This window comes from Psychroserpens luteolus (assembly GCF_021032705.1).
GTDB lineage: Bacteria > Bacteroidota > Bacteroidia > Flavobacteriales > Flavobacteriaceae > Psychroserpens > Psychroserpens luteolus.
The window spans coordinates 184744-208240 of sequence record NZ_JAHVXI010000001.1 but is presented as its reverse complement, the minus strand read 5'-3'; the positions used below and the strand labels follow the sequence as shown (position 1 = coordinate 208240).

25 protein-coding genes are annotated in these 23497 nt (G+C 33.9%); 15 read left to right on the top strand and 10 right to left on the bottom strand.

The genetic code is table 11. The features are described 5' to 3' along the window. Window positions 1-35 precede the first annotated feature (35 nt). Entirely contained in the window at window positions 36-1283 is a 1248-nt protein-coding gene (locus KWG70_RS00855) for an alginate export family protein (protein WP_230934095.1), read from the top strand. Between the two features lie 38 nt (window positions 1284-1321). On the opposite strand, the gene moaA is transcribed toward KWG70_RS00855, so the two are convergent. The 9 genes from moaA to KWG70_RS00810 are packed head-to-tail and all read right to left on the bottom strand — an operon-like array spanning window position 1322 to window position 7838. Continuing rightward, the gene (gene moaA, locus KWG70_RS00850) at window positions 1322-2329 is read right to left on the bottom strand and encodes a GTP 3',8-cyclase MoaA (RefSeq protein ID WP_230934094.1); all 1008 of its coding nucleotides are present in this window, start codon (window positions 2327-2329) and stop codon (window positions 1322-1324) included. Between the two features lie 2 nt (window positions 2330-2331). After that, complete coding sequence (moaCB, locus tag KWG70_RS00845; protein WP_230934093.1) at window positions 2332-3243, bottom strand: bifunctional molybdenum cofactor biosynthesis protein MoaC/MoaB; 912 nt, start codon at window positions 3241-3243, stop codon at window positions 2332-2334. 3 nt (window positions 3244-3246) lie between these two features. Next, a complete protein-coding gene (locus tag KWG70_RS00840; protein ID WP_230934092.1) occupies window positions 3247-3693 on the bottom strand; it encodes a molybdenum cofactor biosynthesis protein MoaE in 447 nt (148 codons plus the stop codon). Further along, a complete protein-coding gene (gene moeB, locus KWG70_RS00835; RefSeq protein WP_230934091.1) occupies window positions 3693-4769 on the bottom strand; it encodes a HesA/MoeB/ThiF family protein in 1077 nt (358 codons plus the stop codon). Before moeB ends, KWG70_RS00840 begins: the two co-directional genes overlap by 1 nt. Window positions 4770-4774: 5 nt before the next feature. Further along, a complete protein-coding gene (locus tag KWG70_RS00830) occupies window positions 4775-5008 on the bottom strand; it encodes a MoaD/ThiS family protein (protein ID WP_230934090.1) in 234 nt (77 codons plus the stop codon). Continuing rightward, a complete protein-coding gene (mobA, locus tag KWG70_RS00825; RefSeq protein ID WP_230934089.1) occupies window positions 4992-5576 on the bottom strand; it encodes a molybdenum cofactor guanylyltransferase in 585 nt (194 codons plus the stop codon). Before mobA ends, KWG70_RS00830 begins: the two co-directional genes overlap by 17 nt. After that, the gene (locus KWG70_RS00820; RefSeq protein ID WP_317206736.1) at window positions 5577-6317 is read right to left on the bottom strand and encodes a sulfite exporter TauE/SafE family protein; all 741 of its coding nucleotides are present in this window, start codon (window positions 6315-6317) and stop codon (window positions 5577-5579) included. After that, entirely contained in the window at window positions 6317-6655 is a 339-nt protein-coding gene (locus tag KWG70_RS00815) for a winged helix-turn-helix domain-containing protein (protein ID WP_230934087.1), read from the bottom strand. The genes KWG70_RS00820 and KWG70_RS00815 overlap by 1 nt, the downstream gene beginning before the upstream one ends. Before the next feature lie 7 nt (window positions 6656-6662). Further along, window positions 6663-7838: a molybdopterin molybdotransferase MoeA gene (locus tag KWG70_RS00810; protein ID WP_262910592.1), complete on the bottom strand. Its 1176-nt coding sequence runs from the start codon at window positions 7836-7838 to the stop codon at window positions 6663-6665. A 144-nt stretch (window positions 7839-7982) separates the two neighbouring features. On the opposite strand from KWG70_RS00810, the gene KWG70_RS00805 reads away from it, so the two are divergent. The 6 genes from KWG70_RS00805 to dsrP are packed head-to-tail and all read left to right on the top strand — an operon-like array spanning window position 7983 to window position 14239. Continuing rightward, the gene (locus tag KWG70_RS00805; protein WP_230934085.1) at window positions 7983-8222 is read left to right on the top strand and encodes a hypothetical protein; all 240 of its coding nucleotides are present in this window, start codon (window positions 7983-7985) and stop codon (window positions 8220-8222) included. A gap of 48 nt (window positions 8223-8270) precedes the next feature. Beyond that, window positions 8271-10556 carry a molybdopterin-dependent oxidoreductase gene (locus KWG70_RS00800; RefSeq protein WP_230934084.1) on the top strand — a complete coding sequence of 762 codons (2286 nt, stop codon included), beginning with the start codon at window positions 8271-8273 and terminating at the stop codon, window positions 10554-10556. Between the two features lie 3 nt (window positions 10557-10559). Beyond that, the gene (locus KWG70_RS00795) at window positions 10560-11252 is read left to right on the top strand and encodes a nitrate reductase cytochrome c-type subunit (protein WP_230934083.1); all 693 of its coding nucleotides are present in this window, start codon (window positions 10560-10562) and stop codon (window positions 11250-11252) included. Further along, complete coding sequence (locus KWG70_RS00790; RefSeq protein WP_230934082.1) at window positions 11245-11868, top strand: cytochrome c family protein; 624 nt, start codon at window positions 11245-11247, stop codon at window positions 11866-11868. The genes KWG70_RS00795 and KWG70_RS00790 overlap by 8 nt, the downstream gene beginning before the upstream one ends. A gap of 6 nt (window positions 11869-11874) precedes the next feature. Beyond that, on the top strand, window positions 11875-13005 hold the full coding sequence (locus KWG70_RS00785; protein ID WP_230934081.1) for a 4Fe-4S dicluster domain-containing protein: 1131 nt from the start codon (window positions 11875-11877) through the stop codon (window positions 13003-13005). A gap of 10 nt (window positions 13006-13015) precedes the next feature. Further along, window positions 13016-14239 carry a sulfate reduction electron transfer complex DsrMKJOP subunit DsrP gene (gene dsrP / locus KWG70_RS00780; protein WP_230934080.1) on the top strand — a complete coding sequence of 408 codons (1224 nt, stop codon included), beginning with the start codon at window positions 13016-13018 and terminating at the stop codon, window positions 14237-14239. Window positions 14240-14276: 37 nt separating this feature from the next. Here the strand turns inward: dsrP and KWG70_RS00775 are convergent, their stop codons facing one another. Then, a complete protein-coding gene (locus tag KWG70_RS00775; protein ID WP_262910591.1) occupies window positions 14277-14762 on the bottom strand; it encodes a winged helix-turn-helix domain-containing protein in 486 nt (161 codons plus the stop codon). Window positions 14763-14906: 144 nt separating this feature from the next. On the opposite strand from KWG70_RS00775, the gene KWG70_RS00770 reads away from it, so the two are divergent. The 8 genes from KWG70_RS00770 to KWG70_RS00735 all read left to right on the top strand — a co-directional run bounded on the left by KWG70_RS00770 (window position 14907) and on the right by KWG70_RS00735 (window position 23497). Continuing rightward, entirely contained in the window at window positions 14907-16127 is a 1221-nt protein-coding gene (locus tag KWG70_RS00770) for a pepsin/retropepsin-like aspartic protease family protein (RefSeq protein ID WP_230934078.1), read from the top strand. A 15-nt stretch (window positions 16128-16142) separates the two neighbouring features. After that, window positions 16143-17315: a retropepsin-like aspartic protease gene (locus KWG70_RS00765; RefSeq protein WP_230934077.1), complete on the top strand. Its 1173-nt coding sequence runs from the start codon at window positions 16143-16145 to the stop codon at window positions 17313-17315. Window positions 17316-17674: 359 nt separating this feature from the next. Beyond that, window positions 17675-18340, top strand: coding sequence for a DUF4255 domain-containing protein (locus KWG70_RS00760; protein ID WP_230934076.1), 666 nt, complete (start codon window positions 17675-17677; stop codon window positions 18338-18340). Then, window positions 18333-19670, top strand: a complete 1338-nt coding sequence (locus KWG70_RS00755) for a hypothetical protein (RefSeq protein ID WP_230934075.1) — start codon at window positions 18333-18335, stop codon at window positions 19668-19670. Before KWG70_RS00760 ends, KWG70_RS00755 begins: the two co-directional genes overlap by 8 nt. A gap of 27 nt (window positions 19671-19697) precedes the next feature. Further along, window positions 19698-21107 (top strand): phage tail sheath family protein, encoded by a 1410-nt coding sequence (locus KWG70_RS00750; protein WP_230934074.1) that lies wholly within the window; start codon window positions 19698-19700, stop codon window positions 21105-21107. 38 nt (window positions 21108-21145) lie between these two features. Next, complete coding sequence (locus KWG70_RS00745) at window positions 21146-22060, top strand: hypothetical protein (protein ID WP_230934073.1); 915 nt, start codon at window positions 21146-21148, stop codon at window positions 22058-22060. Between the two features lie 18 nt (window positions 22061-22078). Beyond that, window positions 22079-22996: a hypothetical protein gene (locus KWG70_RS00740; protein WP_230934072.1), complete on the top strand. Its 918-nt coding sequence runs from the start codon at window positions 22079-22081 to the stop codon at window positions 22994-22996. 27 nt (window positions 22997-23023) lie between these two features. Then, complete coding sequence (locus KWG70_RS00735; protein WP_230934071.1) at window positions 23024-23497, top strand: phage tail protein; 474 nt, start codon at window positions 23024-23026, stop codon at window positions 23495-23497.

Sequence of the window (23497 nt, the reverse complement as noted above, 5' to 3'; positions counted from 1 at the left end):
CGCAACGCTCTTTATAAACTAAATCACTAGATATTATGAGATTAAAAAAGATTTTAGTTGTTGTTTTTTTATTAGGAACAGTAACAACTTACGCACAATTAAAGATTGATGCAGAGGTCAGACCACGTTTTGAGTATAGACACGGATTTCAAACACTTTTTCCAGATGATGCAGATCCAGCAGCTTTTGTATCTCAACGTACACGATTGAATGCAGGTTACGTCATGGAAAAATTAGATTTTTTCTTGAGTTTGCAAGATGTTAGAGTTTGGGGTGATGTCCCACAATTAAATAGAGCCGATAGAAATGGGTTCTCGGTACATGAGGCTTGGGCTAGAATTGCATTAGATACGAGTTGGGCTATTAAGCTTGGACGTCAAGAAATCATCTATGATGATAGTCGTATTTTTGGTAATGTAGGTTGGGCACAACAAGCGAGAAGTCATGATGTGGCTTTAATACAATACGGAAACAATGGTTTTAAAGCGGATTTTGGTTTTGCCTTCAATCAAGATGGAGAAACATTAACTGGAACCACATTAACTACAAATACGTATAAGGCATTTCAATATGCATGGTTACATAAAGATTGGGATGATGTTTCAGGAAGTTTACTTATACTTAACAATGGTTTGCAATATATTGATAGTGATAATTCGGATAATAATGAGACACGATATAGCCAAACCATTGGAGCACACATAAAAACTAAGGGTGAAATTGGTTTAACGGCAAATTTATTTTATCAATTTGGAAAAGACATCTCTGATAATGATTTAAGTGCTTATCTTTTAGCGTTAGAGGCTAGTTATAAAGCTTCAGAAAATGTTGGACTCAAACTTGGAGGTGAATTGATTAGTGGAAATGATAATGGTGTGCCATCAGATGGAGACAATAATGCATTCAATCCGTTTTATGGTACCAACCATAAATTTAATGGACTCATGGATTATTTTTATGTTGGAAACCATTTAAATAATGTTGGTTTATTAGATATATATGCTGCAGTAAACTTTAAGTTAAATACGAAGTCTAATTTGAATGTAGCACTTCATAACTTTTCTGCAGCTGCAGATTATAGTGAGAAGCAGTTTGGTAATGAAATAGATGTGGTGTACTCACTGAAAGTTCAGCAGTTTGTTACACTTAAGGCAGGTTACTCACATTTGTTTGAATCTGATGGTATGGAAATCCTTAAAGGAAATTCAGATGGAAATATTAATAATTGGGGTTGGGTGATGATTGCTATTAAGCCAACACTTTTTAAAAGTAATAGTAAATAAAAACATATTCATAACTAACTATAATTAAGCATGATTATCTATCCTCCAATAGTAATCATGCTTCTATTTTTTGAATGCAGATCAGGTGTTTTTAGCTTTTCGAGTGTATCCATTCCACCTCTCATTTTGGCTTTTAGACGAATGGCTTTCTCAATGATTGTCTCAATAGATTTTCCTGCTCTGAGTGCTGTTAATAGATCAGATTCTTCAGCCGAAAACAAACAATTCTTTAAATGACCGTTCGCGGTTAACCTAAGCCTATTACAAGAATCACAAAACGGATTGGTTACAGAGCTAATAATTGCAAATGAACCTTTGTAGCCTTTAATCTTATAATTTTTAGACGTGTCATTCTTAGCGTCTTCTAATCTTATGAGTTTTTCTTTTGAAAAACTATTAGTTGTGATGCCCAATATTTCTTTTAATGAGACCATTTTTTTGATATCCCACTTGTTACCATCAAAAGGCATAAATTCTATAAAACGAACAGTAACAGGTAATGTTTTAGTTAGTTCTATAAAGTCGATGATTTCATTGTCATTAAATCCTTTAATTAAAACAGCATTGATTTTTACATTGAACCCTTCTGCAACTAATGATAGAATATTGTTATACACTTTATCAAAATAATCCCGTCTTGTAATCTCTTTAAACTTTTCAGCATTTAAAGAATCCAAGCTAACATTGATATTTTTTATGTGACAGTTTTTTAGCGTTTCAATGTGACGCTCTAGATTCACAGCATTCGTTGTTAAAGCTAGTTCAACAGGAAGCGTTGCTAATTTTTCTAAAATAATATGCGCATCTTTTCTAACCAAAGGTTCTCCTCCAGTAAGTCTAATTTTTGTCACGCCATGATCTACAAATGTTTTGGCAATGGTGTAGATCTCATCAAAAGACATGATATGTGATTTTGGTGATAACTGAATGCCTTCGGCAGGCATACAATAGGTACATCGTAAATTACAACGTTCGGTAAGAGAAATACGAAGATATGTATGCTCTCGTTTATAGGTGTCTATTAAAATAGGATTTACTTTTTTCATGTTTAATCGTGACGTGCGCCTTTAAATATTCTGAAAATATGCAACAGTGAAGGAAAAATAGCATCCATAGATTCTTTGGCACCATTAGTTGAACCAGGTAAAGCTAATACCAAACAATTTTTATACGTTCCTGCGACGCTTCGAGATAACATAGCATATGGTGTTCTTTCTTGTCCGTAACTACGAATAGCTTCTTCTATACCAGGAATGGTTCTGTCTAATAGCGGTTCTAAAGCCTCTGGTGTGACATCACGTTTAGATAATCCTGTGCCTCCAGTAAAAATAACCAAATCTATATGTAGTTCTTGATAGTGTTTTACTTTGTGTTGAATACGATCTATTTCATCAGGAATTATGGTATAGTCTGAAATCGCAACATTGCAGTCTTCTAATTTTTGAATAATAGCTTTTCCAGCTTTATCCTCTTTTTGTCCTGCCGAAATGGTATCTGAGCAAACAACAACAGCAGCTGTTATATCTTTTCTGAAGCGATCTTTAAAATCAGATTTTCCGCCTTTTTTATTTAATAATTTAATATGATGAATTTCAACACCTTTATCAATAGGTTTTAGCATATCATACATGTTTAGAGCAACAATACTTGCACCATGCATGGCTTCTACTTCGACTCCAGTTTTGTAAATAGTTTTTATCGTACAAAGAATTGTAATTTCTAAGCCATTGATGTCATAGTCTATACCTGTAAATTCAATTGGTAATGGATGACAATCAGGAAGCAGGTCAGGTGTTTTTTTAACACCTAACAAACCTGCGGCTTTACTCATAGCAAAAACATCACCTTTTGGTACTGTTTTGTTTTCTATTGCTTTAATAGTATCCAAGGTACTCACTTTTACAATGGCTTGAGCAGTTGCAATTCTTAACGTGTTTATTTTGTGTGTTATATCTACCATTTTTTAACTATTAACTTTCCATTGGTGGCTTTGGTCTTCAAAAATCTCTTTGCCAAAAATGGGAACTTGTTCTTTAATTGTGTTAACCAAATATTCTATAGCGTTAAAAACCTCTACACGTCTTGGGGAGGAAACGAATACGAAGAGACAAATTTCTCCCGCGTTTACCTTTCCTAAGCTATGATAAATATGCATACAAGTAAGGTTGAATTTTTCAAAAGTTGCTTCACGAATTTCATGAAATTTTTCATTTGCCATGTCTTCATAAGCTGTATATTCAATAGCTTTAATGGTTTTTCCGTCTATAATATCTGCTCTCACCTGTCCTAAAAAGATGTCATGAGCACCAATGGTGGTTTTTGTTTGATGCTTAGCAATAGAATTTCCTATAAATTCTGCTGAAATAGCACCTTCTATAAAAACTGCTTTAGGTTTACGTTCTTTATTCATTATGCATGTATTTTAAAATAGTTCTCAATGGCGGTTATGCCATTTTTTATACTATAGCAATTAGTAATATTGTGTTCTTGTAACATAGAAACGGCTTTTTTACTTCGTGTTCCAGATTTACAAAACATCATTATGGTTTTTGTTTTATCAATATTATGAAGTTCATGGTTTAATGTACTCAATGGTATTTTTATATGTTGTAGTCTGTTAGCTTTTGGTAACTCATCAAGTTCACGCACATCAATAAACAAGATGTTTTCTTTTTGTAAGGCTTTATCTATGGTCATTTCTTTTACAGTAGAGTCACACGTTTTGGTATAGTGTTGTTTTTCAAAGTGATCTCTTTTGGATTTGATCTTTTCAAATTCAGTAGTGGATTTTTTAATATCTATAGTAAATGTTTGTGTGGTTTTCGAATTGTAACAATAGAGCTTTCCAGAGAGAACATTTTTAAAACCGAGGATGATTTTAATAACTTCATTGGCTTGCATCGTTCCAATAATTCCAGGTAAAACACCTAAAACGCCGACTTCAGAACAATTGGGAATGTCATTTTTACTTGGAGAATTAGGGAATAGACATCGGTAACTTGGTCCATTATTATAATTAAAAACAGATACCTGTCCTTCAAACTTATAAATAGCGCCATATACAACAGGTTTGTTAGTTAATATGGCAGCATCATTTATAAGATAACGAGTTTCAAAGTTGTCTGTACCATCGACAATAATATCGTAGTTTGAAAAATAGGCTAATGCATTTTGAGGTGTAAGGGCTTCTGTAAAAGCATCAACAACTATAGTGCTATTTAAGTCGGTTAGCCGTTGTTTCGCTGCGATGGCTTTTTGTTGTCCTAAATTGGAGGTTCCATAGAGGATTTGGCGTTGCAGGTTTGATTCTTCCACAATGTCAAAATCTATAATACCAATATGACCTATACCAGCAGCTGCTAGATATTGAAGCACAGGACAGCCTAAGCCACCAGCACCAATAACTAAAACTTTAGCTTGATTTAGTTTGTTTTGACCATCAATGCCGATATCCTCTAAAATAATATGTCTACTATATCTACTCATAGTGTTTAACCTCCAGCAAAAGGTGGTAATAGTACAATTTCAGAATTTAAAATTTGAGCGTCTTCTGAAACCAAAGTTTGATTTTGAGCTACTTGAAATTCTTTTTTTTCAAGCGCAGGGTATTTAGCAAGGAGCATCTTTAGTAATTCAGAAACAGTACTTTCAGAAAATGTAATAGTTTCCTCAGCACATTCTGTAACCTCCGCTAACATTCCAAAATATTTAATTGTCAATATCATTGCATAACAGATTTAATTGATCTCGTGTATTTATGTTTTGTGTATATTTCTCTAGTGACGATTTCAGAGTAATAGTCTTTGTGTTTTGTTGGTTTACAAAGGTTTGTAAGCGACGTTCTCCAGATTCTATTGTTTTTAAACAAGACATCATACAGTGTTTTTTGTATACAGCTAATAAGGGGTTTGTTCTACCTTTAACTGAAACCTGTACAATATCATCTTTAACAGAAACTTTACTAATAAGTTGTTCTAGTAATTCTTTAGTAATCAGTGGAATATCACAACTTAGTACTAGATTGTCTTGGGTTGTGGAATGGTACAACCCAGAATACAAACCTGCTAAAGGCCCTGTATTTAACATCATGTCATTAACACGTTTCAAATTAAATTGATCATAGTTCTTATTGTTACTTACGATAATGACCTCATTAACCAAAGTCTCAGCAGCATGAATAACGTGGGCAATAAATGGTTTGTTTTTGTACATAACAAGTCCTTTTTCGTAACCCATACGTGAGCTTTTGCCTCCTGCTAAGATAATTCCTGTGATGTTACTTTGGTTTAGCATTTATATTATAATTAATTTAACTGAAGCAATGATTAAAACGATAGCAAGCATATAGCGTAGCAGTTTATTATTGAATTGTTTACTTCCTAGGTAACTTCCAAAGAAACCACCAACAAGCGCAATACCAACAAGTAAAAATGATTGACTGTCCAATGTAAGTCCGTTGCTAAACTGACCTGCTAATCCAGCTACTGAATTCACCCAAATAAAAAGTGCAGACACTGCAGCGGCTTCTTTCATTTTTCCCCAATCTAATAATAGAATTACAGGACTTAAAATAATGCCACCTCCAATTCCAATAAGACCAGAGAAAAAACCGATAGCACCTCCAACTACAAGTCCTTGCCAAACTTTTACATCCTTGATTTGTGAACTTTCTTTACCAAAGACATTTAGCATTTTTAAGATGGCAAAAATTAACAGTATCGCTAATATTTTTTTGTAAATCGAAGCGTCAATTTCAAGCATGCCTCCAATAAAAGCTGCAGGAATTGAAGCCACTGCAAATGACAAAAATAGTTTTATATTAAAAAATCCAGCTTTATAGTAATGGTAAAAAGCTATAGCAGCGACAAATAAATTAAGCAATAAAGCTGTTGGTTTCATTACGTCTGGTGCAAATGAAAATAAGGCCATTAAAGCTAGATAACCACTTGCGCCACCATGACCTACACTTGCATATAGAAATGCAACAACAGGCAAGATTATTAAAAATAATATATTATATGAAGTATATATCATCATATGCTATTAATTGTATCTAGGTGTTTATCTAAATATTTCCAGCAACCTTTATTAATTGTATCAAAAGCTGTTATTAGTGATTTACCATAAGGTGTTAGTTTTGCGCCACCTCCATTTTTTCCGCCAATACTTGTAATAACTACTGGTTTAGTAGCAGATTTATTAACAGCATCTAATAATGTCCATGCTTTTTTATAAGACATTTCTAAGCTTTTAGCAGCTTTAGATAATGAACCGTTGGTTTCAATAGCTTTAAGTAATCGTACCCTTCCTTCTCCGAGGAAAACATTGTTATCTGCTTCAATCCATATTCTACTCTTTATTTTGTAATTCATAACTATTTTAATTAGGTAGTGTTATTACATTTACAGTATCTCCAATATTGACTTGCATGATTTCTTCAGGTAAAAAAACCAATCCATTGGCCAGTGCAAACGTTTGAAGCATGGCAGAACTTTGTCCATCTAATATGGTGACAGATTCTTCTTTTATTACTGCTTTTAAGAATTGTGGTCGATCTCCTTTTTTAGTAAAAGTTGATGTTGATTTTTTTTCTGTTTTAGGTAACTGAAACGTTGAATTTCCACTAAGTAACTGAAGCGCCGTATGAACATAAATATAAAAACAGTTGAGTGCAGCAGCAGGGTTTCCTGGTAAGGCAAAGATGGTTGTCTTGTTCTTATTACCAAAGAACAGGGGCTTGCCAGGTTTCTGTTTTACTTTATAAAAAATCTCATTGACATCTAAAGCTTTTAACGCTTTACCAACAAAATCATAATCGCCAACAGATATTCCTCCAGTTATTAAAACAACATCATGTTTGGATATAACATCTTGTAATAGACTATAAGTGTTTTCATAATTATCTTCAACTTTATAGGTGTCGTAATCAGAAAACCCAAGTGCTTGTATAGCCGATACCAACATGATAGCATTGCTCTCGTAAATTTGACCATATTGCAAATGTGTACCAGGCGCAACAAGCTCGTTACCTGTTGTAACTATAGCAATAGATGGTTTTTTGTATACTGAAACTTCTGTAACTCCTATTGATGCTAAAAAACCAATAGCTGCAGGAGTTAACAGGGTTCCTTTTTTTAAGGCCGTTTCCCCTGATTTTATTTGCTCCCCTAAAGGACGAATATTCAAGCCTTTATTGATGTCTCCAGATATTACAATGCCCTCATCTACGACAGTAACTTTTTCCTGCATAATCACAGCATTTGCAGTATCGGGAACTGCTGCACCAGTAAATATGCGTATAGCCTCTCCAGGTTTTAAAATGGGATGATCATTGTCTCCTGCTTTGATTTCTCCTATTAGTTGGTAGGATTCTAAATCATGAATATGTATCGCGAAACCGTCCATAGCAGATTGCCTAAAGGGAGGCATATTGATAGATGAAATAACATCTTTAGAAAGAAAATAACCGCTACTGTTACTTAGAGTCATTCTAAATCCTTCCAAAGGTTCAATGTTGTACATTATTTTATGGTATGCTTCTTTAATACTAATCAATGTGTAATCCTTCTATGCTCTATGTTTTAAATATAGCGTTATTTCTTGACAAATATAACGGTTTATAAAAACTTTCTTTTATGATAAATGTCATGTAAATCGTATTTAAATATTCAGTAATTTGTTAGAACTAAAACAAAAGCGATGCCTATCAAGAGTTATTTAGCCCATCCACATCAAGGAAAGAAAGATGAGCTTATTTTAGCAATTTCAGCCCTTAAACACTGTGAAGTTGTTCCTGCACAAAATCGAGATATTATAGTAATAGTTACAGAAACTGATACAAGAGAAGAAGAAGATAACTTGAAACTCAAGCTTGAAGCGATAAGTAGCTTAAAGTTGCTTGCCATGGTTTCGGGATTTAACACACCACAAAAAAATTAAGATAGTATGTTTACATCGATGACAAACAGAAGAGATTTTATAAAAAAAATGGCAAGGTTATCTGCCATAACTGCTGCAGTTAGTATGTTTCCAGGAATTCTTTTTGCTGAAGAACAGGAGCGAGGCTTGCCAAAAGGCGGTAACTTAGATTGGAAAAAAGCACCATGTCGTTTTTGTGGTGTTGGTTGTGGCGTTTTGGTTGGTGTTGAGAATGGTAAGGCTGTTGCGGTAAAAGGGGATCCAAAGTCTGAAGTAAATAAAGGCTTGTGTTGTGTGAAAGGGTATCACTCTGTGATGGCCATGTATGGTAACGATCGTTTAACAAAACCATTAGTCAAGAAAAATGGAACTTACGTTGAAACATCAATGGATGAGGCATTAGACTTAATAGCGTCTAAAATGAAAGAGACGATACAAGATCATGGAAAGGATGCAGTGTCTATTTACGGTTCAGGGCAATGGACCATTCCAGATGGTTATGTGGCGTCAAAATTATTTAAAGGTTGTATAGGTACAAATAATGTAGAAGCCAATGCACGTTTATGTATGGCTAGTGCCGTTACAGGGTTTCTAACCTCATTTGGCTTAGATGAGCCTATGGGGTGTTATGAAGACATTGACTATGCTGATGTGTTTGTGCTTTGGGGTAATAATATGGCAGAAATGCATCCAGTATTGTTTTCCAGATTATTGGATCAGCGTCTCAAAAGAGGTGTGAAAATAATCGATTTTGCAACAAGAACAACCCGAACAAGTATGGCGGCCGATAAATCCATACTCTTTTTACCTCAGACCGATTTAGCCGTTGCTAATGCCATTTGTTATGAGATTATTAAAAATGGATGGGTAAATACATCATTTGTAGAAAAGCATTGCAATTTTACGAAAGGATCAACCAATATTGGTTATGGTTTAGAAGATAAGTTTGCTTTTAAAGACAAACCAGAAAAAATAAGTTTTGAAGATTATAAGGTCTTTTTGGAAGATTATAGTCCTGAAAAAGTAGAAAAGATTTCGGGTGTTTCTGCAAAGGATATTAAATACATGGCTGCCTATTATGGCGATCCTAATAAGAAGGTCATGTCATTATGGTGTATGGGGATGAATCAGCATACAAGAGGGACATGGATTAACAACTTAGTATATAACATTCATTTACTTACTGGTAAAATTTCAGAGCCTGGTAATAGTCCGTTCTCATTAACAGGACAGCCTTCTGCTTGTGGGACAGTTAGAGAGGTAGGGACATTAACCCATAAATTGCCTCATGGTGTAGTAATGAATAAAGAACATCGTGAATTTGCAGCAAAGATTTGGGATGTTCCGGTTGAAAACATTCCCTCAAAACCAACATATCATACCGTTGAAATGTTTAGAGCTTTAGATAGAGGGGATATTCGTTTTATGTGGATACAGGTCACAAATCCGATGGTAACAATGCCGAAGTTAAAACGCTATAGAGATGGTGCAAAAAAAGAAGGGCGATTTATTGTAGTTTCTGATATCTATCCAACGCCAACAACAGATATAGCTGATGTTATTTTACCCTCTGCAATGTGGGTGGAACGAGAAGGGATGTATGGTAATTCAGAACGTAGGACACAGTATTTTGAACAAATGGTCGAACCGCCTGGTGAAGCGATGAGTGATACTTGGCAAATTGTTGAAGTAGCCAAACGCTTAGGTTATGAAAAACAGTTTTATTATAAAGAAGAGACCCATATCGAAGAGATTTATACCGAATATCGTAGACATCACGATAATAAAAAACATAATATGGCACCTTTAGAAGTGCTAAAAGAGAACTCTGGGATGCAATGGCCTTATGTAGATGGCAAGCCAACTAAATGGCGATTCAATTCTAAGTATGATCCAGCATGTAGTAATGGCGAAGACTTCCATTTTTACGGCAAACCAGACGGTAAAGCAATCATATGGCAACGCCCTTATGAACCAGCAGCAGAGGAACCAGATTCAGAATATCCATATTGGTTAAATACAGGACGTGTTGTAGAACATTGGCATACGGGTTCAATGACAAGGAGAATACCTGTGTTGCATAAAGCAATGCCAAAAGCTTACGTAGAACTAAATCCAGGTGATGCTAAACGTTTACAAATACAAACAGGTGATAGTGTGAAACTAACTACCCGCCGCGGTGAAATTATTTTACCTGCATCTGTAAACCAGCGTGGAGTACCTGCTCCTATGCAAGTTTTTGTACCGTTTTTTGATGAAAATATGTTAATCAATGACATTACTCTAGATTCTTTTTGTCCAATATCTAAAGAGCCCGATTATAAAAAATGTGCAGTAAATATTGAAAAAGTATAATCCATGAAAAAGCGACTCGGCATTATATCATTATTCGTGTTATTGTTTATAGCGTTTATAGTGATTTGGAATTATAGTTATTATCAAGGAAGGCAGGAAGCTTATATTCCAATTGATAACAATCAAGAACTTCCTACTATAGCTTCTGAAATAGGCGTGTTTCAGAGATCTGAATACGCTTTAGATTATGCCAATATGCCAATAGATGAAAAGCATCAGCGCTCTCTGGAAACCTATTATGACAATAGGGCTTTTTATGGAGCGCCACCTTCAATTCCTCATGACGTAGAAAGTGAGCGAGCCATGGGAGATAATAGTTGTTTAAAATGTCATAATAATGGAGGGTTTACAGAAAAATTTAATGCTTATGCACCAGTAACTCCGCATCCTGAAATGATAAATTGCCGCCAATGTCATGTGCCAGAAAATACACAAGGGTTGTTTAAACCAACCAATTTTGAAAAAGGATCTGTTCCTGTAACAGGAGCAAATAGTGCTTTTCAAGGCGGACCTCCCGTTATTCCACATCAATTACAAATGAGGGAAAATTGCTTGTCTTGCCATGCTGGGCCTAGTGCTCCTAAAGAAATTAGAGTCACGCATCCTGAACGAATAAATTGCCGTCAATGTCATGTGCCAAATAACAAAGTGATAGAGGATATAGGAATATTTAAAAGATCAAATACTAATGAATAAATGTATCATATATAAGATATCAATTATACTTTGTGTCGTTCTATGTTTCAGTTCATGTAAACATCACGACGAAGAATATCATAGTGTTACAGATAAAATTAAAGCAGAAAGTAAAGATTATCATGGCACATCGATTTCCTCAGAAGCATATATTGATCATATCAATACCATCGAAGTTACAGAGAATGACATTACATTCTTGATTCCTGAACGAAAAGGTGAAATTAAATCATACAGCTGTACAGAGTGTCATAGCAAACCACTAACTCAAATGCAGAATGAGGATTTAAAAAAAGCGCATTGGGATATTAAACTAAGTCATGCAGATAAAATGACAATGAACTGTGTTACTTGTCATAATGGTAACGATATGGATTTTTTGCAGAGTTTGACAGGTGATCAAATTGATTTCAATGCCAGTCATCTACTTTGTAGTCAATGTCATCAAAAACAATTTAATGATTGGACTGGAGGAGCTCATGGGAAACGTATCGAAAGTTGGGCACCACCAAGAGCTTCAATGACCTGTGTGAATTGTCATAATCCGCATACACCAGGATTTGAATCGAAGTGGCCAGAACGATACAATACTCAAAAAATTAATGAACGAAAGTAATCAGGTATGAGTAGTACAAATAAAAAATGGTTTTCATTAAACCTAAATTCTAAGCATAAACAAGGGTCTAGCTCTTGTGGATGTGGAAAAACTTCGGGAGGTTGCAATTCTCATAAAGAACCCAATACCGAATTAAGTGAAGAGGAGTTTTTTGATGCGGCTGTAGATGCTTCAATAGGAGAAGAACGGCATAAAGATGGTTTTGATCAAGTGTTTGATGTTAAAATGAGTCGACGATCTGCCTTTAAGAAACTAACGGCAAGTTTATTAATTGGAGCAGGAGCCGTAAATACCTCGTGCAGTTTTTTAGCAGGTGATGAATCTAAAGAAAAAGCTCAAATAGATTGGGAAGAACAATTTAAAGGCAACTATAAGTTGATGAACAACGATGAGAAAAAAGCAACGGTAGATCGATTGGTGCGTTCTTACCAATTACGAACTGGAAAAACCATTAGTATGTCGTCTACAAATGCCGAAGACGATGTTCTTTTTGGATATGCTTTTAATATCTCAAAGTGTCAAGGTTATATGGACTGTGTAAACGCTTGTGTTGAAGAGAATAATCAAGATCGTAATTCTCAAATGCAATACATCCGTATTCATGAAATGGAAGATGGTAAAGGATTTAACTTTAATGAAGCCGATGATAATTATTATCATGAAGTTCCTGCAGAAGGACATTTTTATATGGGAACACAGTGTTTTCACTGCGACAATCCACCATGTGTTGATGTATGTCCTGTGCAAGCAACATGGAGAGAGGATGATGGCTTAGTAGTTATTGACTATGATTGGTGTGTGGGATGTAGATATTGTATGGCAGCATGTCCTTATGATGGGAGGCGATTTAATTGGAGCAAACCTGAGGTTCCTGAAAGCGAAATCAATAAAAATCAACATTACTTAGGGAATCGACTTCGTAAGAAAGGTGTTATGGAAAAATGTACTTTTTGCGTACAACGATCTAGAGCCGGAAAAAATCCAGCATGTGTTGAGGCATGTCCTACAGGAGCTCGAATTTTTGGAAACCTCTTAGATCCGAATAGTACGATACGTTGGGTCTTAGAAAACAAAAAAGTATTTAGATTAAAAGAAGACCTTGGTACCGAACCTAAGTTTTGGTATTTCATGGACTAAAAAGCATATCATGAGAAGACTTAAAGTATTTAAAAGATTAGTGATTGATAGTTTAGATGTGATTACACATGGATCTAAAAAATATCATTTGTGGATGGCGCTTTTAACGCTAATCATGCTCATTGGAATGTACTGCTACTCTATTCAGATAGAACAAGGTTTGAGTGTTACCGGAATGACCGATAGAGTAAGTTGGGGTTTATATATCTCTAATTTTACTTTTTTAGTTGGTGTAGCGGCTGCTGCTGTGATGTTAGTTATGCCAACTTATGTCTTAAAGGATATTGACTTCAAGCAAGCTGTTTTAATTGGAGAAGGATTAGCAGTGGCAGCACTGATTATGTGTTTGGCTTTTGTTGTTGCGGACATGGGAGGTCCTTCTGTATTATGGCATATGATTCCAGGAATAGGAGTGTTTAATTTTCCAAATTCCATGCTCACTTGGGATGTTATTGTATTGAATGGCTATTTGTTTTTAAATATTACTATTCCGTTTTATATTTTATTTAGACACTATCAAGGGAAAAAATCTAAAAAAAGTGTTTATGTACCAGGTGCAATCTTGTCTGTTTTTTGGGCCGTTGCAATTCATTTGGTAACCGCTTTTTTATATCAAGGTTTGCAAGCTAGACCTTTTTGGAATAATGCCTTACTAGGTCCAAGGTTCTTGGCCTCAGCATTTGCTGCTGGACCAGCATTAATCATTATAGTTTTGGCCATTATAAGAACATATACAGCCTTTAAAATAGAGGATAAAACCTTAAAGAAAATTGCTATGGTGGTTACTGTGGCTGCACAGATTAATTTGATTATGTTGATTTCGGAATTGTTCAAAGAGTTTTACGCACCTACACATCATAGTGAAAGTGCTTACTATTTGTTTTTTGGATTAGAGGGTAAAACGGCCTTATTACCTTGGATATGGACCGCTATTTCTATGAATGTATTAGCAACAATTATTCTTACATTTCATAAACTTAGAAACAACTTTAAAGTCTTGTTTTTTGCCTGTTTCCTGCTATTTGTGGCCATTTGGATTGAAAAAGGATTTGGTTTAATCGTGCCTGGTTTTATTCCAGGACCTTATGGTAAAATAGCAGAATATACACCTACTGGAATTGAGATTGGCGTAACCATTGGTATTTGGGCTATGGGTGCCTTTGTGTTCACAATTTTGGCTAGAACTGCTATTAAAATCGAGACTGGAGAATTACGATACAAAAAGGATAAATAACTAACGCTACTAGATGAAAGGCGATAGAATAAATTAGCTATCCTTTACTTCTATTTACTAAAAATTTAGCTTCAATTAGACCTAAAGCGTCGGCAATTGATATGGTTAGTATCAATATGAAAAATAAAATGAGAATAGCATAGCCAAAATTAGGATTAAGCTTTGACTTTATAGAATTCAATGCACTCTCTTTTTCTATGAATAATTTATATCCATGACCACGTAATGTTTCAATTTTAATTGTTGTTCCAAAGTTTTCACTAAGAAGTTTTCTTAAATCTGAAACTGCTCTAGTCAATGATTCTTCATTTACAATGGTATCCGACCAGATATTATCGATTAAGTAATTTCTTGAAACATAAGAATTCATGTTCAAGCTTAAAAAATAAAGAAGTTTGGAAAGGCGAGGTTCAGTTAAAAGTTCATGGCCCTTGGGACTTTGAAGAATTCCACGAACAGATGAAAAATTCCACTTGTTAACATTAACAATATTTTCAGCTTCATTCAATTTAGAGACTTTCATATTAATTGGATGTTTATTTCATACTCTTTAAGGTGTGGTAAAATAAATTTACGCCTTTAAGATGATATAGTCTTTAGTGGTTAACACTAGTTAACACTAGTTAACATAATGGCTATTTAATATTAATTTAAAATGAAAGTAATCATGAAAACCATTGTTGTAACCTTATTCTCTTGCCTTATATTTTTTATAGGATCCTGCCAAGAAAAAAAAGAAAAGCATAGCGAAAATGAACCCAGTAGCCAAAGGCAGATTAGAAAGCAAAGAGTAGAGAGTATTACAATTCCGATGGATTTAAGTACGAGACGACCAATTGTTGAATTAATGATAAACGGAAAAGGTCCTTACAAATTTATATTCGACACTGGTTCTATGACTCATGTTATTGATGAGAGATTACAATCTGAATTTGGATTTAAAGTTGTTGGAGAAGACCCATTAGGTACACCAGGTTCAGACAAGAAGCTAACCTCAAAAAGAATTGAAGTTCCCAAAGTTAGTTTTTCTGGTACTAATCTATCTCAAGACTTAGTAATGAATGTTATAGATATTAGAGCTATGCTTCCTGTTGATGGAATTTTAAGCAGTATTTTTTTTAAAGATTACTTACTAACTATGGATTACCCAAATTCAAAGTTAGGAGTTGCCATTGGTGAATTAGACGAAGTAAAAGATAATGCTATTACGTTTTTACAAAAACCTCGAGTCGTGAACTTAAATCTCGATGTAAATGGAGAGATTGTAGAGGCTCATATTGATACAGGAAGCCCAGGAGGAATTAGTCTGCCGTATTCGCTAAAAAACAAATTGACTTTCAAGAGAGGACTACAAAAAGGACACACCATTAGTACTCCTGTAGCTAGTTTTCAACGTTGGGATGCAGAACTAGAAGGGGATATCAAAATTGGTGGAGTTCTGTTTAAAAACCCTAAAGTTGCATTAGTTGAAGGATTTGAATATGCAAATTTAGGATTTGAAGTGGTCAAAGATTTGAGAACAACCATAGATAGAAAAAACAGTCTAATAAAATTTGAAAGAGTTAAACCCGTCGTAGTAAATCACGATAAATTAAGTAAAAAAGAAGTACAGTCTAATTCGTATATAGGGGAATATGAAGGCAGTAGAAAAGTATGGGAAAATGACAATGGTGAATTGGTTTATAAAAATGCTGCATCTCCAATTGATTTAAAACTCATAGAAATAGAAAAAGATCTTTATGCGATGAAAATTCCCGATGGTGTAAGAACTCCAATGGAAATTCCAAAAATCAAATTTCTCCGAAATGAAAACAAGTTGGTTATAGGATTAAGTTTTATATATAAGGATGGGCGAATTGATGGTCCGCATAAAAAAGTATCTGAATAATTAAATGCATTACTTATGAAAAAAAATATAATCACATTTATAATTTGTAATCTGTTTTTATGGAGTTCTTGCCAATCTGATAAAACTCCAATCACTCCAGTTGAATCAAATAATAGAGTAGTTATTCCTGTAGATATCAGTAGTCGAAGACCTATTTTAGACGTGACAATTAATGGAAAAGGACCTTATAAGTTTATTTTTGATACTGGTTCTTCGACCACAGTAATAGATGAAAGATTAAGCAATGAATTTAGCTTTAAACAGGTGAGTACAGACACGATTGGTGTGCAAGGTTCCGATAATAAATTAATAACACAAACAGTATTAGTTCCTAAAGTTAGTTTTCCTCACACCAATATCATCAAAGATGTCAACATGAATGTTTTAGACTTGAGATCAATGCTTCCAATTGATGGCGTTTTAAGCGGTGTGTTTTTTGAAGATTATTTGGTGACCATGGATTATCCAAAGTCTAAGATTATTTTAACAAACGGAACGCTAAACAAAGATGATAAAGATGTCACTAAAATTATTGAGAATCCAAATGTTCTTAGTTATAATTTAATCGTAGATGGTATTATTGTAGAAGCCCATTTAGATACAGGAAGCCCTGGAGGTTTTAGTTTACCTTATGCGCTCAAAGATAAATTAAATTTAAAAGGAGAGATGAGAGAAGGCACTTTAATTAGTACACCTGCTGCAAGTTTCAAACCTTGGCATGCAGAATTACTGGGCACAATACAATTAGGTGAATTAAATTATGAAAACCCAGATATTGTTCTCGTTGAAAACTTTGAGTACGCTAATTTTGGTTATACTATTATTAAAGATTTAAAAATAACTATTGATAGAACTAACAACTTAATACGCTTTGAAAAACCTAAGAGAGAAAAAGCAATTCCTTATAAAAAAGAGCAATTAGGTGATGGTAGTACAAATGAATTTACAGGATCTTATGAAGGTGGTCGAGAAGTATTTCTTGAAAATGGGCAATTGTTTTTCCAAAGACAGGGCTATAAATTTAGACTAGAAAAAATCTCAAAAGATCTATACAAACTAGTTTATAGTATTCCAGTAAATAATGAACTTCCAAATGCACGATTTGAAAGAAATGAAAGTAATCAAATAAAAGGTCTAACCTTTATTTTTAAGAATGGTAAAGAAGAGTTTAGAAAAAAAGAAAACTAAATAGTGTTTTGATGGTGATTAGAAAGCGGAATGGCTTATTAATTTTATGGTTATAAGGAATTAAATAAGTCGTTTCGCTTACTTAAGGCAATTGCTTAATTACATCAATGCTACTTCACTTTCTAATGATATAAGTAAAAACCCCGATTCAATTGAATCGGGGTTTTTACTTATTAGAACAAGCCCATAGATAACATCAAATACTGTTAACTCAAAAAATGTTTCGAATAATACTTTTTTCTATCTGTAGAATGAGAAAAGTATAAATCCCTAAAAATGGGGATTGACTAAACTCTTCATTATGAATACCTTAAACTCCAAGTTTTTCATGATAAATAAGCTTCAGAAAATAAACAAATATGATTGCTCTTGCGCTCAAATTATTAAGAGATGAATTAAGTGACTACATCGTCCAAAACAAAAGGTCGGGTGATGGTATTACGAAAGATAGAATAGCCCTTGGTAATATCGCCTCAATGGATAATGATACCATAGTAGAATTAAAGGATAGTGTTATTATCACCTTAGTCAATATAGAAGAGGAAAGTACCCTAAAAAATGGAAGTCATATTGTTAAGACTAATTCGGGTATAAAATATATGGAACCTGCAGTACATTTAAATCTTTATGTTTTAATATCTGCTACTCAAAAAGACAAACCTGTTGCCGATAATTACGAATTTCCTTTACATAGATTATCCTTGGTCTTACAATTCTTTCAGGCCAAAAAAAGTTTTACCGTTAAAAACTCTCCTTTTAGTCAAATATCCTCAGATCAACCAGGTGTAGAAGATGATTGGATCACAAACGAACTAAGGGATGAGATCAAATTAAATGTTGAACTATATACCTTAACCTTTGAGCAAATTAATCATTTATGGGGTTCCTTAGGAGGTAAGCAAGTGCCTTTTGCTATGTATAAAGTAAGACTGGTTAAAATTCAAGAAACTTCTGGTATTGAAGCTCCAGTTATTGAAGAAATTGAGAATAATGTTCTAATAACTAATGCAGAATGTGATGAGTGAATTCCTTTACAAACGTTTGTTTGAAGTCAATCTACTTCATGATTATTATTTGATCTCATCAGATGGTATTTCCTTTTTTGAAAAACCCAAAGCAGAAAAAGAAGCACTAATTAAGAACGTGATAAATCAGCAAGCGTACAATGTTGCAGATTTTTTAGAGATACAACCTACAGAAGCTACCAAAAAAGCCTTGAGTGAGTTTAAACTGATTTACAAAACAACAACACTCGGGTTTTTAATAGGAATAGAAGTAAAAGAAGAACTAAAGTTGGGAGCTAAAGTTTATAAACCTCGTTTTAAACTTCCTGATACGCTTAGTCTCACTTTTTCAATACGTATAGCAATAGCTAATTTTCTGAGTATGACCAATATAAGTATGAGACCTGCTTTACCTGCTATTTACTATTTCACAAATAAAGGCAAAGACCAGTTTATTGAAGCTGACCCCAACTATAAAACTTTACCTATATCAATAGAGGCAAAAAATCATCAAAGTGGTATGCAACATGAAATGGGAGCCTTGGTGAAATTTGGAGCTGAATTAAGAGAAGCTTTAGAATTTACAACGACTAGCAGTAGTAATTTAAGTTTTTGGGGAAAACTCAAAGACAAGCGCTATGTCACTAATGCTGATAGGATTTTGTTGCCACCTATGTTCAACTATCCTATTAAAAAAGAACAAAACATAACGCAACTACAAATTGTATTAGAAGATAGAGATGCCAACCCAATAAAGACCATTGCCAAAAGTAGTGCTAATCCTCTCCAAAATGTCCTTTTAAATTTTGAAGTGATCGATGAATCTATTGAAAATCCAATAGCAATTCCTGAAGGGCTTTACAACTTAAAGATTAAAGAAAATGGAGGGCCAGAAATCAGCTATTTCGTGCATCTAAATGATGACTTATATAATAAAAATCACTTAGGCGTTATAGACATTCGCTTAGACGAAACAGACTCCCCATTTAGTCTTTTGGATGCAGACGGATATCTAAAAACTAGAACAGAAAATACGGGAGAGTTCATATCACATCCTGTATATGAACTTCGGTTTAAAAATAGAAAAACGTATTGGAGATATAACAAAGAAGCCAATTTTAAAGCTGCAGATGTCACTGGTGATCTCAACCCACATGTGGTATTTGAGCCAACAACAAAAAAAATAATTTCTAAAAAGCCAAAAGGATTAACACAAACGTTAGTGCCTTTCATAAGTGGAGCCAATGAGAAAATATTACCTCATCCTAGAACACCTTCATTGAAGGTAGAAGGGAAAAGAATGTTTTCTGAAATCTATATTAATAAATCAAACAGATTAGTAAATAGTTGAAATTAATCTTAAAACAAAAATGACATTATGAATTACAAAACACCAGGAGTTTATATTGAAGAAATCCCTAAACTCCCACCGTCAATTGCACAGGTAGAAACTGCAATTCCTGCTTTTATTGGATATACTGATAAGGCTTTAGATGAAAGAGGAAATTCGCTACTTAACGAGCCCAAAAGAATTAGTTCTATGTTAGAATATGAACGCTTTTTTGGTAAAGCCGTTCCAGAAGAAAACCTTTCAGTACTTATTAAAGAAACACCAGGTGCACCCGTAAATGTACAAGCATCTATCACAGACAGAGCAAAGTATATAATGAAATATTCATTAGAAATGTTTTTTGCTAATGGAGGAGGACCATGTTGGATTGTTTCAGTAGGAGATTATACTACAGGAATAGTGAGCTTTGCCGATCTTAAAAAAGGTTTAGATGCCACCGAAAAAGTAGATGAAGTAACACTTTATGTTTATCCTGATTCTCAGGGTATAGATAATTTTTCAGATTTCTATAATCTTTTTGGAGAATCGATGGACATGTGCGAAGAATTAAAAGATCGTTTTACTGTAATGGATATTTGGTTAGATCCTACTCAACCAGATTTACTAGCAAATATTGAAACGATGCGAAATAATACACCTCCAGAAGAAAATACAATTAAGTATGGAGCAACATATTTTCCAAATGTAGAGACTATACTAGATTACTATTATGGAGGAGAAGGAATAGGAGATGCTAGAGTAACAATTGTACACGAAGGTGGTGACGGTTCTTTAAATGGAACATTAGAAGAATTAAAAACTAAAAATAATGCACTCTACTTTCAAGCACAAAATTCGATACGAAATCTGCCAATGGAAATGCCACCATCACCTGGAATTGTTGGAATATATGCAAATGTAGATTCTTCGCGTGGTGTTTGGAAAGCACCTGCCAATGTCAACATGGATTATGTAATAAAACCAGTTATAAAGATTACAGATAAACAACAAGAAAGCTTAAATGTAGATGTTAATGCAGGTAAATCAGTTAATGTTATTCGCTCCTTTGTTGGTAGAGGTAATGCCATTGTTTGGGGAGCTAGAACCATGGCTGGTAATAGCAATGAATGGCGATATATCTCTGTTAGAAGATTTTTCAATATGGTCGAAGAATCTGTAAAAAAAGCATCGGTACAATTCGTTTTTGAACCTAACGACCTCAATACTTGGGTGAGAGTTAAATCAATGATAGATAATTTCTTAGTACAACAGTGGAAAGCAGGAGCTTTAATGGGAACTACTCCAGAGCAAGCTTTTTATGTAAAAGTTGGATTAAATGAAACTATGGATGAAGTAGACATTTGGGAAGGAAGAATGATAGTTGAAATTGGAATGGCTGTAGTAAGACCTGCAGAGTTTATCATTTTAAGATTTAGTCATAAAATGCTATCAGAGTAATATTAAAAGACGATAAATAAATTTAAAACAATAGTAAAATGGCAAATACAAATGGTAATGATAGCGATTTGCAAAATCCTGAAAAAAAGATTTGTGAAAAGCTGAAATATATCAAAAACGAGAAAAAAGCTGCAGATAGTTTATATAAAGCTAATGACACAAAAAGAGAGTCTAAAGAAAGCTCTCGTGGTTATAAAATATGCTGTCTTAATAAAGCAGAAGAAACTCATAATCTATATCAAGATTTAATGAGTTGTATAGTTTTAAAAAACTACACGAAGGCAGGGATTATTCAAAAAAGTGTTGATGATTATTGTAAAAAAGATGATGACCTTGAAAAGCTTATAAATGAATCTTCAAAACTTATTAATGATTTGCGAGTCAAAATAAATGAAGCGAATGATGCCGCTTGTGTTATGGTTAATTGCGTAAAAGAATGCATTATTCCTAAGCCTAAAAGAGGTAAGGGGAGTAAAGGTTCTAGCGTCGCTAAAGAAGTTAAAGATGTCTCTAGAACACTAGGTGATATAACTGATAAAACTTCCGAATTAGCGTGTAAAGGACAAAATGCATTTAATAGTGTAGTTAATATTGCGGGAATACAAACATTTACAAATACAGGTGGTCTTAAAAGTTTTGCAACTAAGCTTATGGACACCATGAAAATACTAAATGACTGTATCACTGAAAATATAAAAACTACCGAAAAAGATGTGATCACCTATCGCGATGAATTAAATGTAATTGTAGAAGAATTAGCAGAAGTTAGCTGTACAATGCTTGCAGAAGGAAGTAAAAGTGAAGGATTAAAAAACACTCGAATATTTATTTGTGAAGGAGAATGTAAAGAAGACGATTTAGATATTCTATGTGAATGTGCAGATGAAGGTGATTGCGATGACGATGACCATTATTCTGGAAAAAATAAGCAACAAAGCGTAGATAAAGATTAATAAATAAAAAATAGAACTATGGGCATGATAAAATTTTTGAACGACAAAATCTGTTGCGAAGATGACCAAAGCAACGGAGGTAATGGTGATAAAAATTGCTTAACACAGTGGGAAGAGCAATTAACAGATGCAAGTAATGATTATAGCGAGAAGTCTGCAGAATCAGATAAAGCAAAAGAAAAGTATGACAATTCCTATAATTGGAGAGATAAATTAACCAAATGGTTAGATCTCATCGAAAAGTCAAACGAAAAAGCCGATAACATTGTTATTGAACTTGAATTCTTTCATGGGCAAGTTATAGAGGTTTGTAAAAATGCAGAATGTACCAGTAAGGCTTTAGAAAAACTGCTTTGTCAAGTGAAATCAATTTTTGATCTTTTGTATACCTATGAAAATGGGGAAGATCAGCTTAAAGTCCTTATTGCCAAACTAATTAAAGAAATAAATTGTGTTAAAGACGTCAAAGACCAAGACAAAGAAACCGCTATTAATTGTGTGAAAGTTTACGAAGAGAAAATTAAAATGGTGTGCGAACTCCAAGATGATCTCTTATGTAAGCTTATAGACGCACTCAAATGCGCCAATCTCCTTTTTGCATATATCTGTGATGAACAAGGGTTACGTTTTAAACTGAAGAAAATCTTAGATGAATTTAACGGTAGTATAAAAGAGGAAGCTAGTTGCTCTTCAGATGACGATGATTCTGAATCTTACCCTTGTGATGCACAAGCTAAAAAGCCTCAACCAACAATGCCAATTGATAAAAGCGATTACTTTAAAAATACAAAAAGTAACCTAGATATTGCAATTGTTAAAACTGATAAGTTTAAAGAGGATTGGACAAAAAAGAAAAAGAAAAGCGATGATGCTCTATCAAGAAAAAATAGTCTAGCAGAAGCAATAAAAGCGGCAAAAGCTGCAGAAGGCAAATAAAATTAAAAACAATAAAAAAATAATATCATGGCAGAAAAAAAAATAGATTATCCACTACCAAAGTTTCATTTTAAAGTAGAATGGGGCGATAAATTTCGTATTGGATTTACAGAAGTAAGCGGATTAGATTTCGAAACAGAAGTGATAGAATATAGAGAAGGTGACAATGTAAAATTAAGTACAACAAAACAGCCTGGACTCACCAAGTATAGTAATGTAACACTTAAAAGAGGTACGTTTCAAGGCGACTTCGACTTTTATAAAGAATGGCAAAAAACATATTACTTCCAAGAGGGTAACAGTACAAGATCTAAATTTAGAAGAGCTGTTACGATTAGCTTGTTAGATGAAAACCATAAGGCAATAATTACATGGGTTTTAGAAAATGCATGGCCTAGTAAAGTACAATCTACAGATTTAAAAGCAGACGCCAATGAGGTTGCGATTGAAACTATGGAACTTGTGCACGAAGGCCTAACCATTCTTGAAGCAAAAGGATAG

What these genes read in the sequence shown, in the direction of transcription:
- KWG70_RS00855 (WP_230934095.1), top strand. Translation starts at nt 36, where the DNA reads ATGAGATTAAAAAAGATTTTAGTTGTTGTTTTTTTATTAGGAACAGTA.
- moaA (WP_230934094.1), bottom strand. Translation starts at nt 2,329, where the DNA reads ATGAAAAAAGTAAATCCTATTTTAATAGACACCTATAAACGAGAGCAT.
- moaCB (WP_230934093.1), bottom strand. Translation starts at nt 3,243, where the DNA reads ATGGTAGATATAACACACAAAATAAACACGTTAAGAATTGCAACTGCT.
- KWG70_RS00840 (WP_230934092.1), bottom strand. Translation starts at nt 3,693, where the DNA reads ATGAATAAAGAACGTAAACCTAAAGCAGTTTTTATAGAAGGTGCTATT.
- moeB (WP_230934091.1), bottom strand. Translation starts at nt 4,769, where the DNA reads ATGAGTAGATATAGTAGACATATTATTTTAGAGGATATCGGCATTGAT.
- KWG70_RS00830 (WP_230934090.1), bottom strand. Translation starts at nt 5,008, where the DNA reads ATGATATTGACAATTAAATATTTTGGAATGTTAGCGGAGGTTACAGAA.
- mobA (WP_230934089.1), bottom strand. Translation starts at nt 5,576, where the DNA reads ATGCTAAACCAAAGTAACATCACAGGAATTATCTTAGCAGGAGGCAAA.
- KWG70_RS00820 (WP_317206736.1), bottom strand. Translation starts at nt 6,317, where the DNA reads ATGATATATACTTCATATAATATATTATTTTTAATAATCTTGCCTGTT.
- KWG70_RS00815 (WP_230934087.1), bottom strand. Translation starts at nt 6,655, where the DNA reads ATGAATTACAAAATAAAGAGTAGAATATGGATTGAAGCAGATAACAAT.
- KWG70_RS00805 (WP_230934085.1), top strand. Translation starts at nt 7,983, where the DNA reads ATGCCTATCAAGAGTTATTTAGCCCATCCACATCAAGGAAAGAAAGAT.
- KWG70_RS00800 (WP_230934084.1), top strand. Translation starts at nt 8,271, where the DNA reads ATGGCAAGGTTATCTGCCATAACTGCTGCAGTTAGTATGTTTCCAGGA.
- KWG70_RS00795 (WP_230934083.1), top strand. Translation starts at nt 10,560, where the DNA reads ATGAAAAAGCGACTCGGCATTATATCATTATTCGTGTTATTGTTTATA.
- KWG70_RS00790 (WP_230934082.1), top strand. Translation starts at nt 11,245, where the DNA reads ATGAATAAATGTATCATATATAAGATATCAATTATACTTTGTGTCGTT.
- KWG70_RS00785 (WP_230934081.1), top strand. Translation starts at nt 11,875, where the DNA reads ATGAGTAGTACAAATAAAAAATGGTTTTCATTAAACCTAAATTCTAAG.
- dsrP (WP_230934080.1), top strand. Translation starts at nt 13,016, where the DNA reads ATGAGAAGACTTAAAGTATTTAAAAGATTAGTGATTGATAGTTTAGAT.
- KWG70_RS00775 (WP_262910591.1), bottom strand. Translation starts at nt 14,762, where the DNA reads ATGAAAGTCTCTAAATTGAATGAAGCTGAAAATATTGTTAATGTTAAC.
- KWG70_RS00770 (WP_230934078.1), top strand. Translation starts at nt 14,907, where the DNA reads ATGAAAACCATTGTTGTAACCTTATTCTCTTGCCTTATATTTTTTATA.
- KWG70_RS00765 (WP_230934077.1), top strand. Translation starts at nt 16,143, where the DNA reads ATGAAAAAAAATATAATCACATTTATAATTTGTAATCTGTTTTTATGG.
- KWG70_RS00760 (WP_230934076.1), top strand. Translation starts at nt 17,675, where the DNA reads ATGATTGCTCTTGCGCTCAAATTATTAAGAGATGAATTAAGTGACTAC.
- KWG70_RS00755 (WP_230934075.1), top strand. Translation starts at nt 18,333, where the DNA reads ATGAGTGAATTCCTTTACAAACGTTTGTTTGAAGTCAATCTACTTCAT.
- KWG70_RS00750 (WP_230934074.1), top strand. Translation starts at nt 19,698, where the DNA reads ATGAATTACAAAACACCAGGAGTTTATATTGAAGAAATCCCTAAACTC.
- KWG70_RS00745 (WP_230934073.1), top strand. Translation starts at nt 21,146, where the DNA reads ATGGCAAATACAAATGGTAATGATAGCGATTTGCAAAATCCTGAAAAA.
- KWG70_RS00740 (WP_230934072.1), top strand. Translation starts at nt 22,079, where the DNA reads ATGGGCATGATAAAATTTTTGAACGACAAAATCTGTTGCGAAGATGAC.
- KWG70_RS00735 (WP_230934071.1), top strand. Translation starts at nt 23,024, where the DNA reads ATGGCAGAAAAAAAAATAGATTATCCACTACCAAAGTTTCATTTTAAA.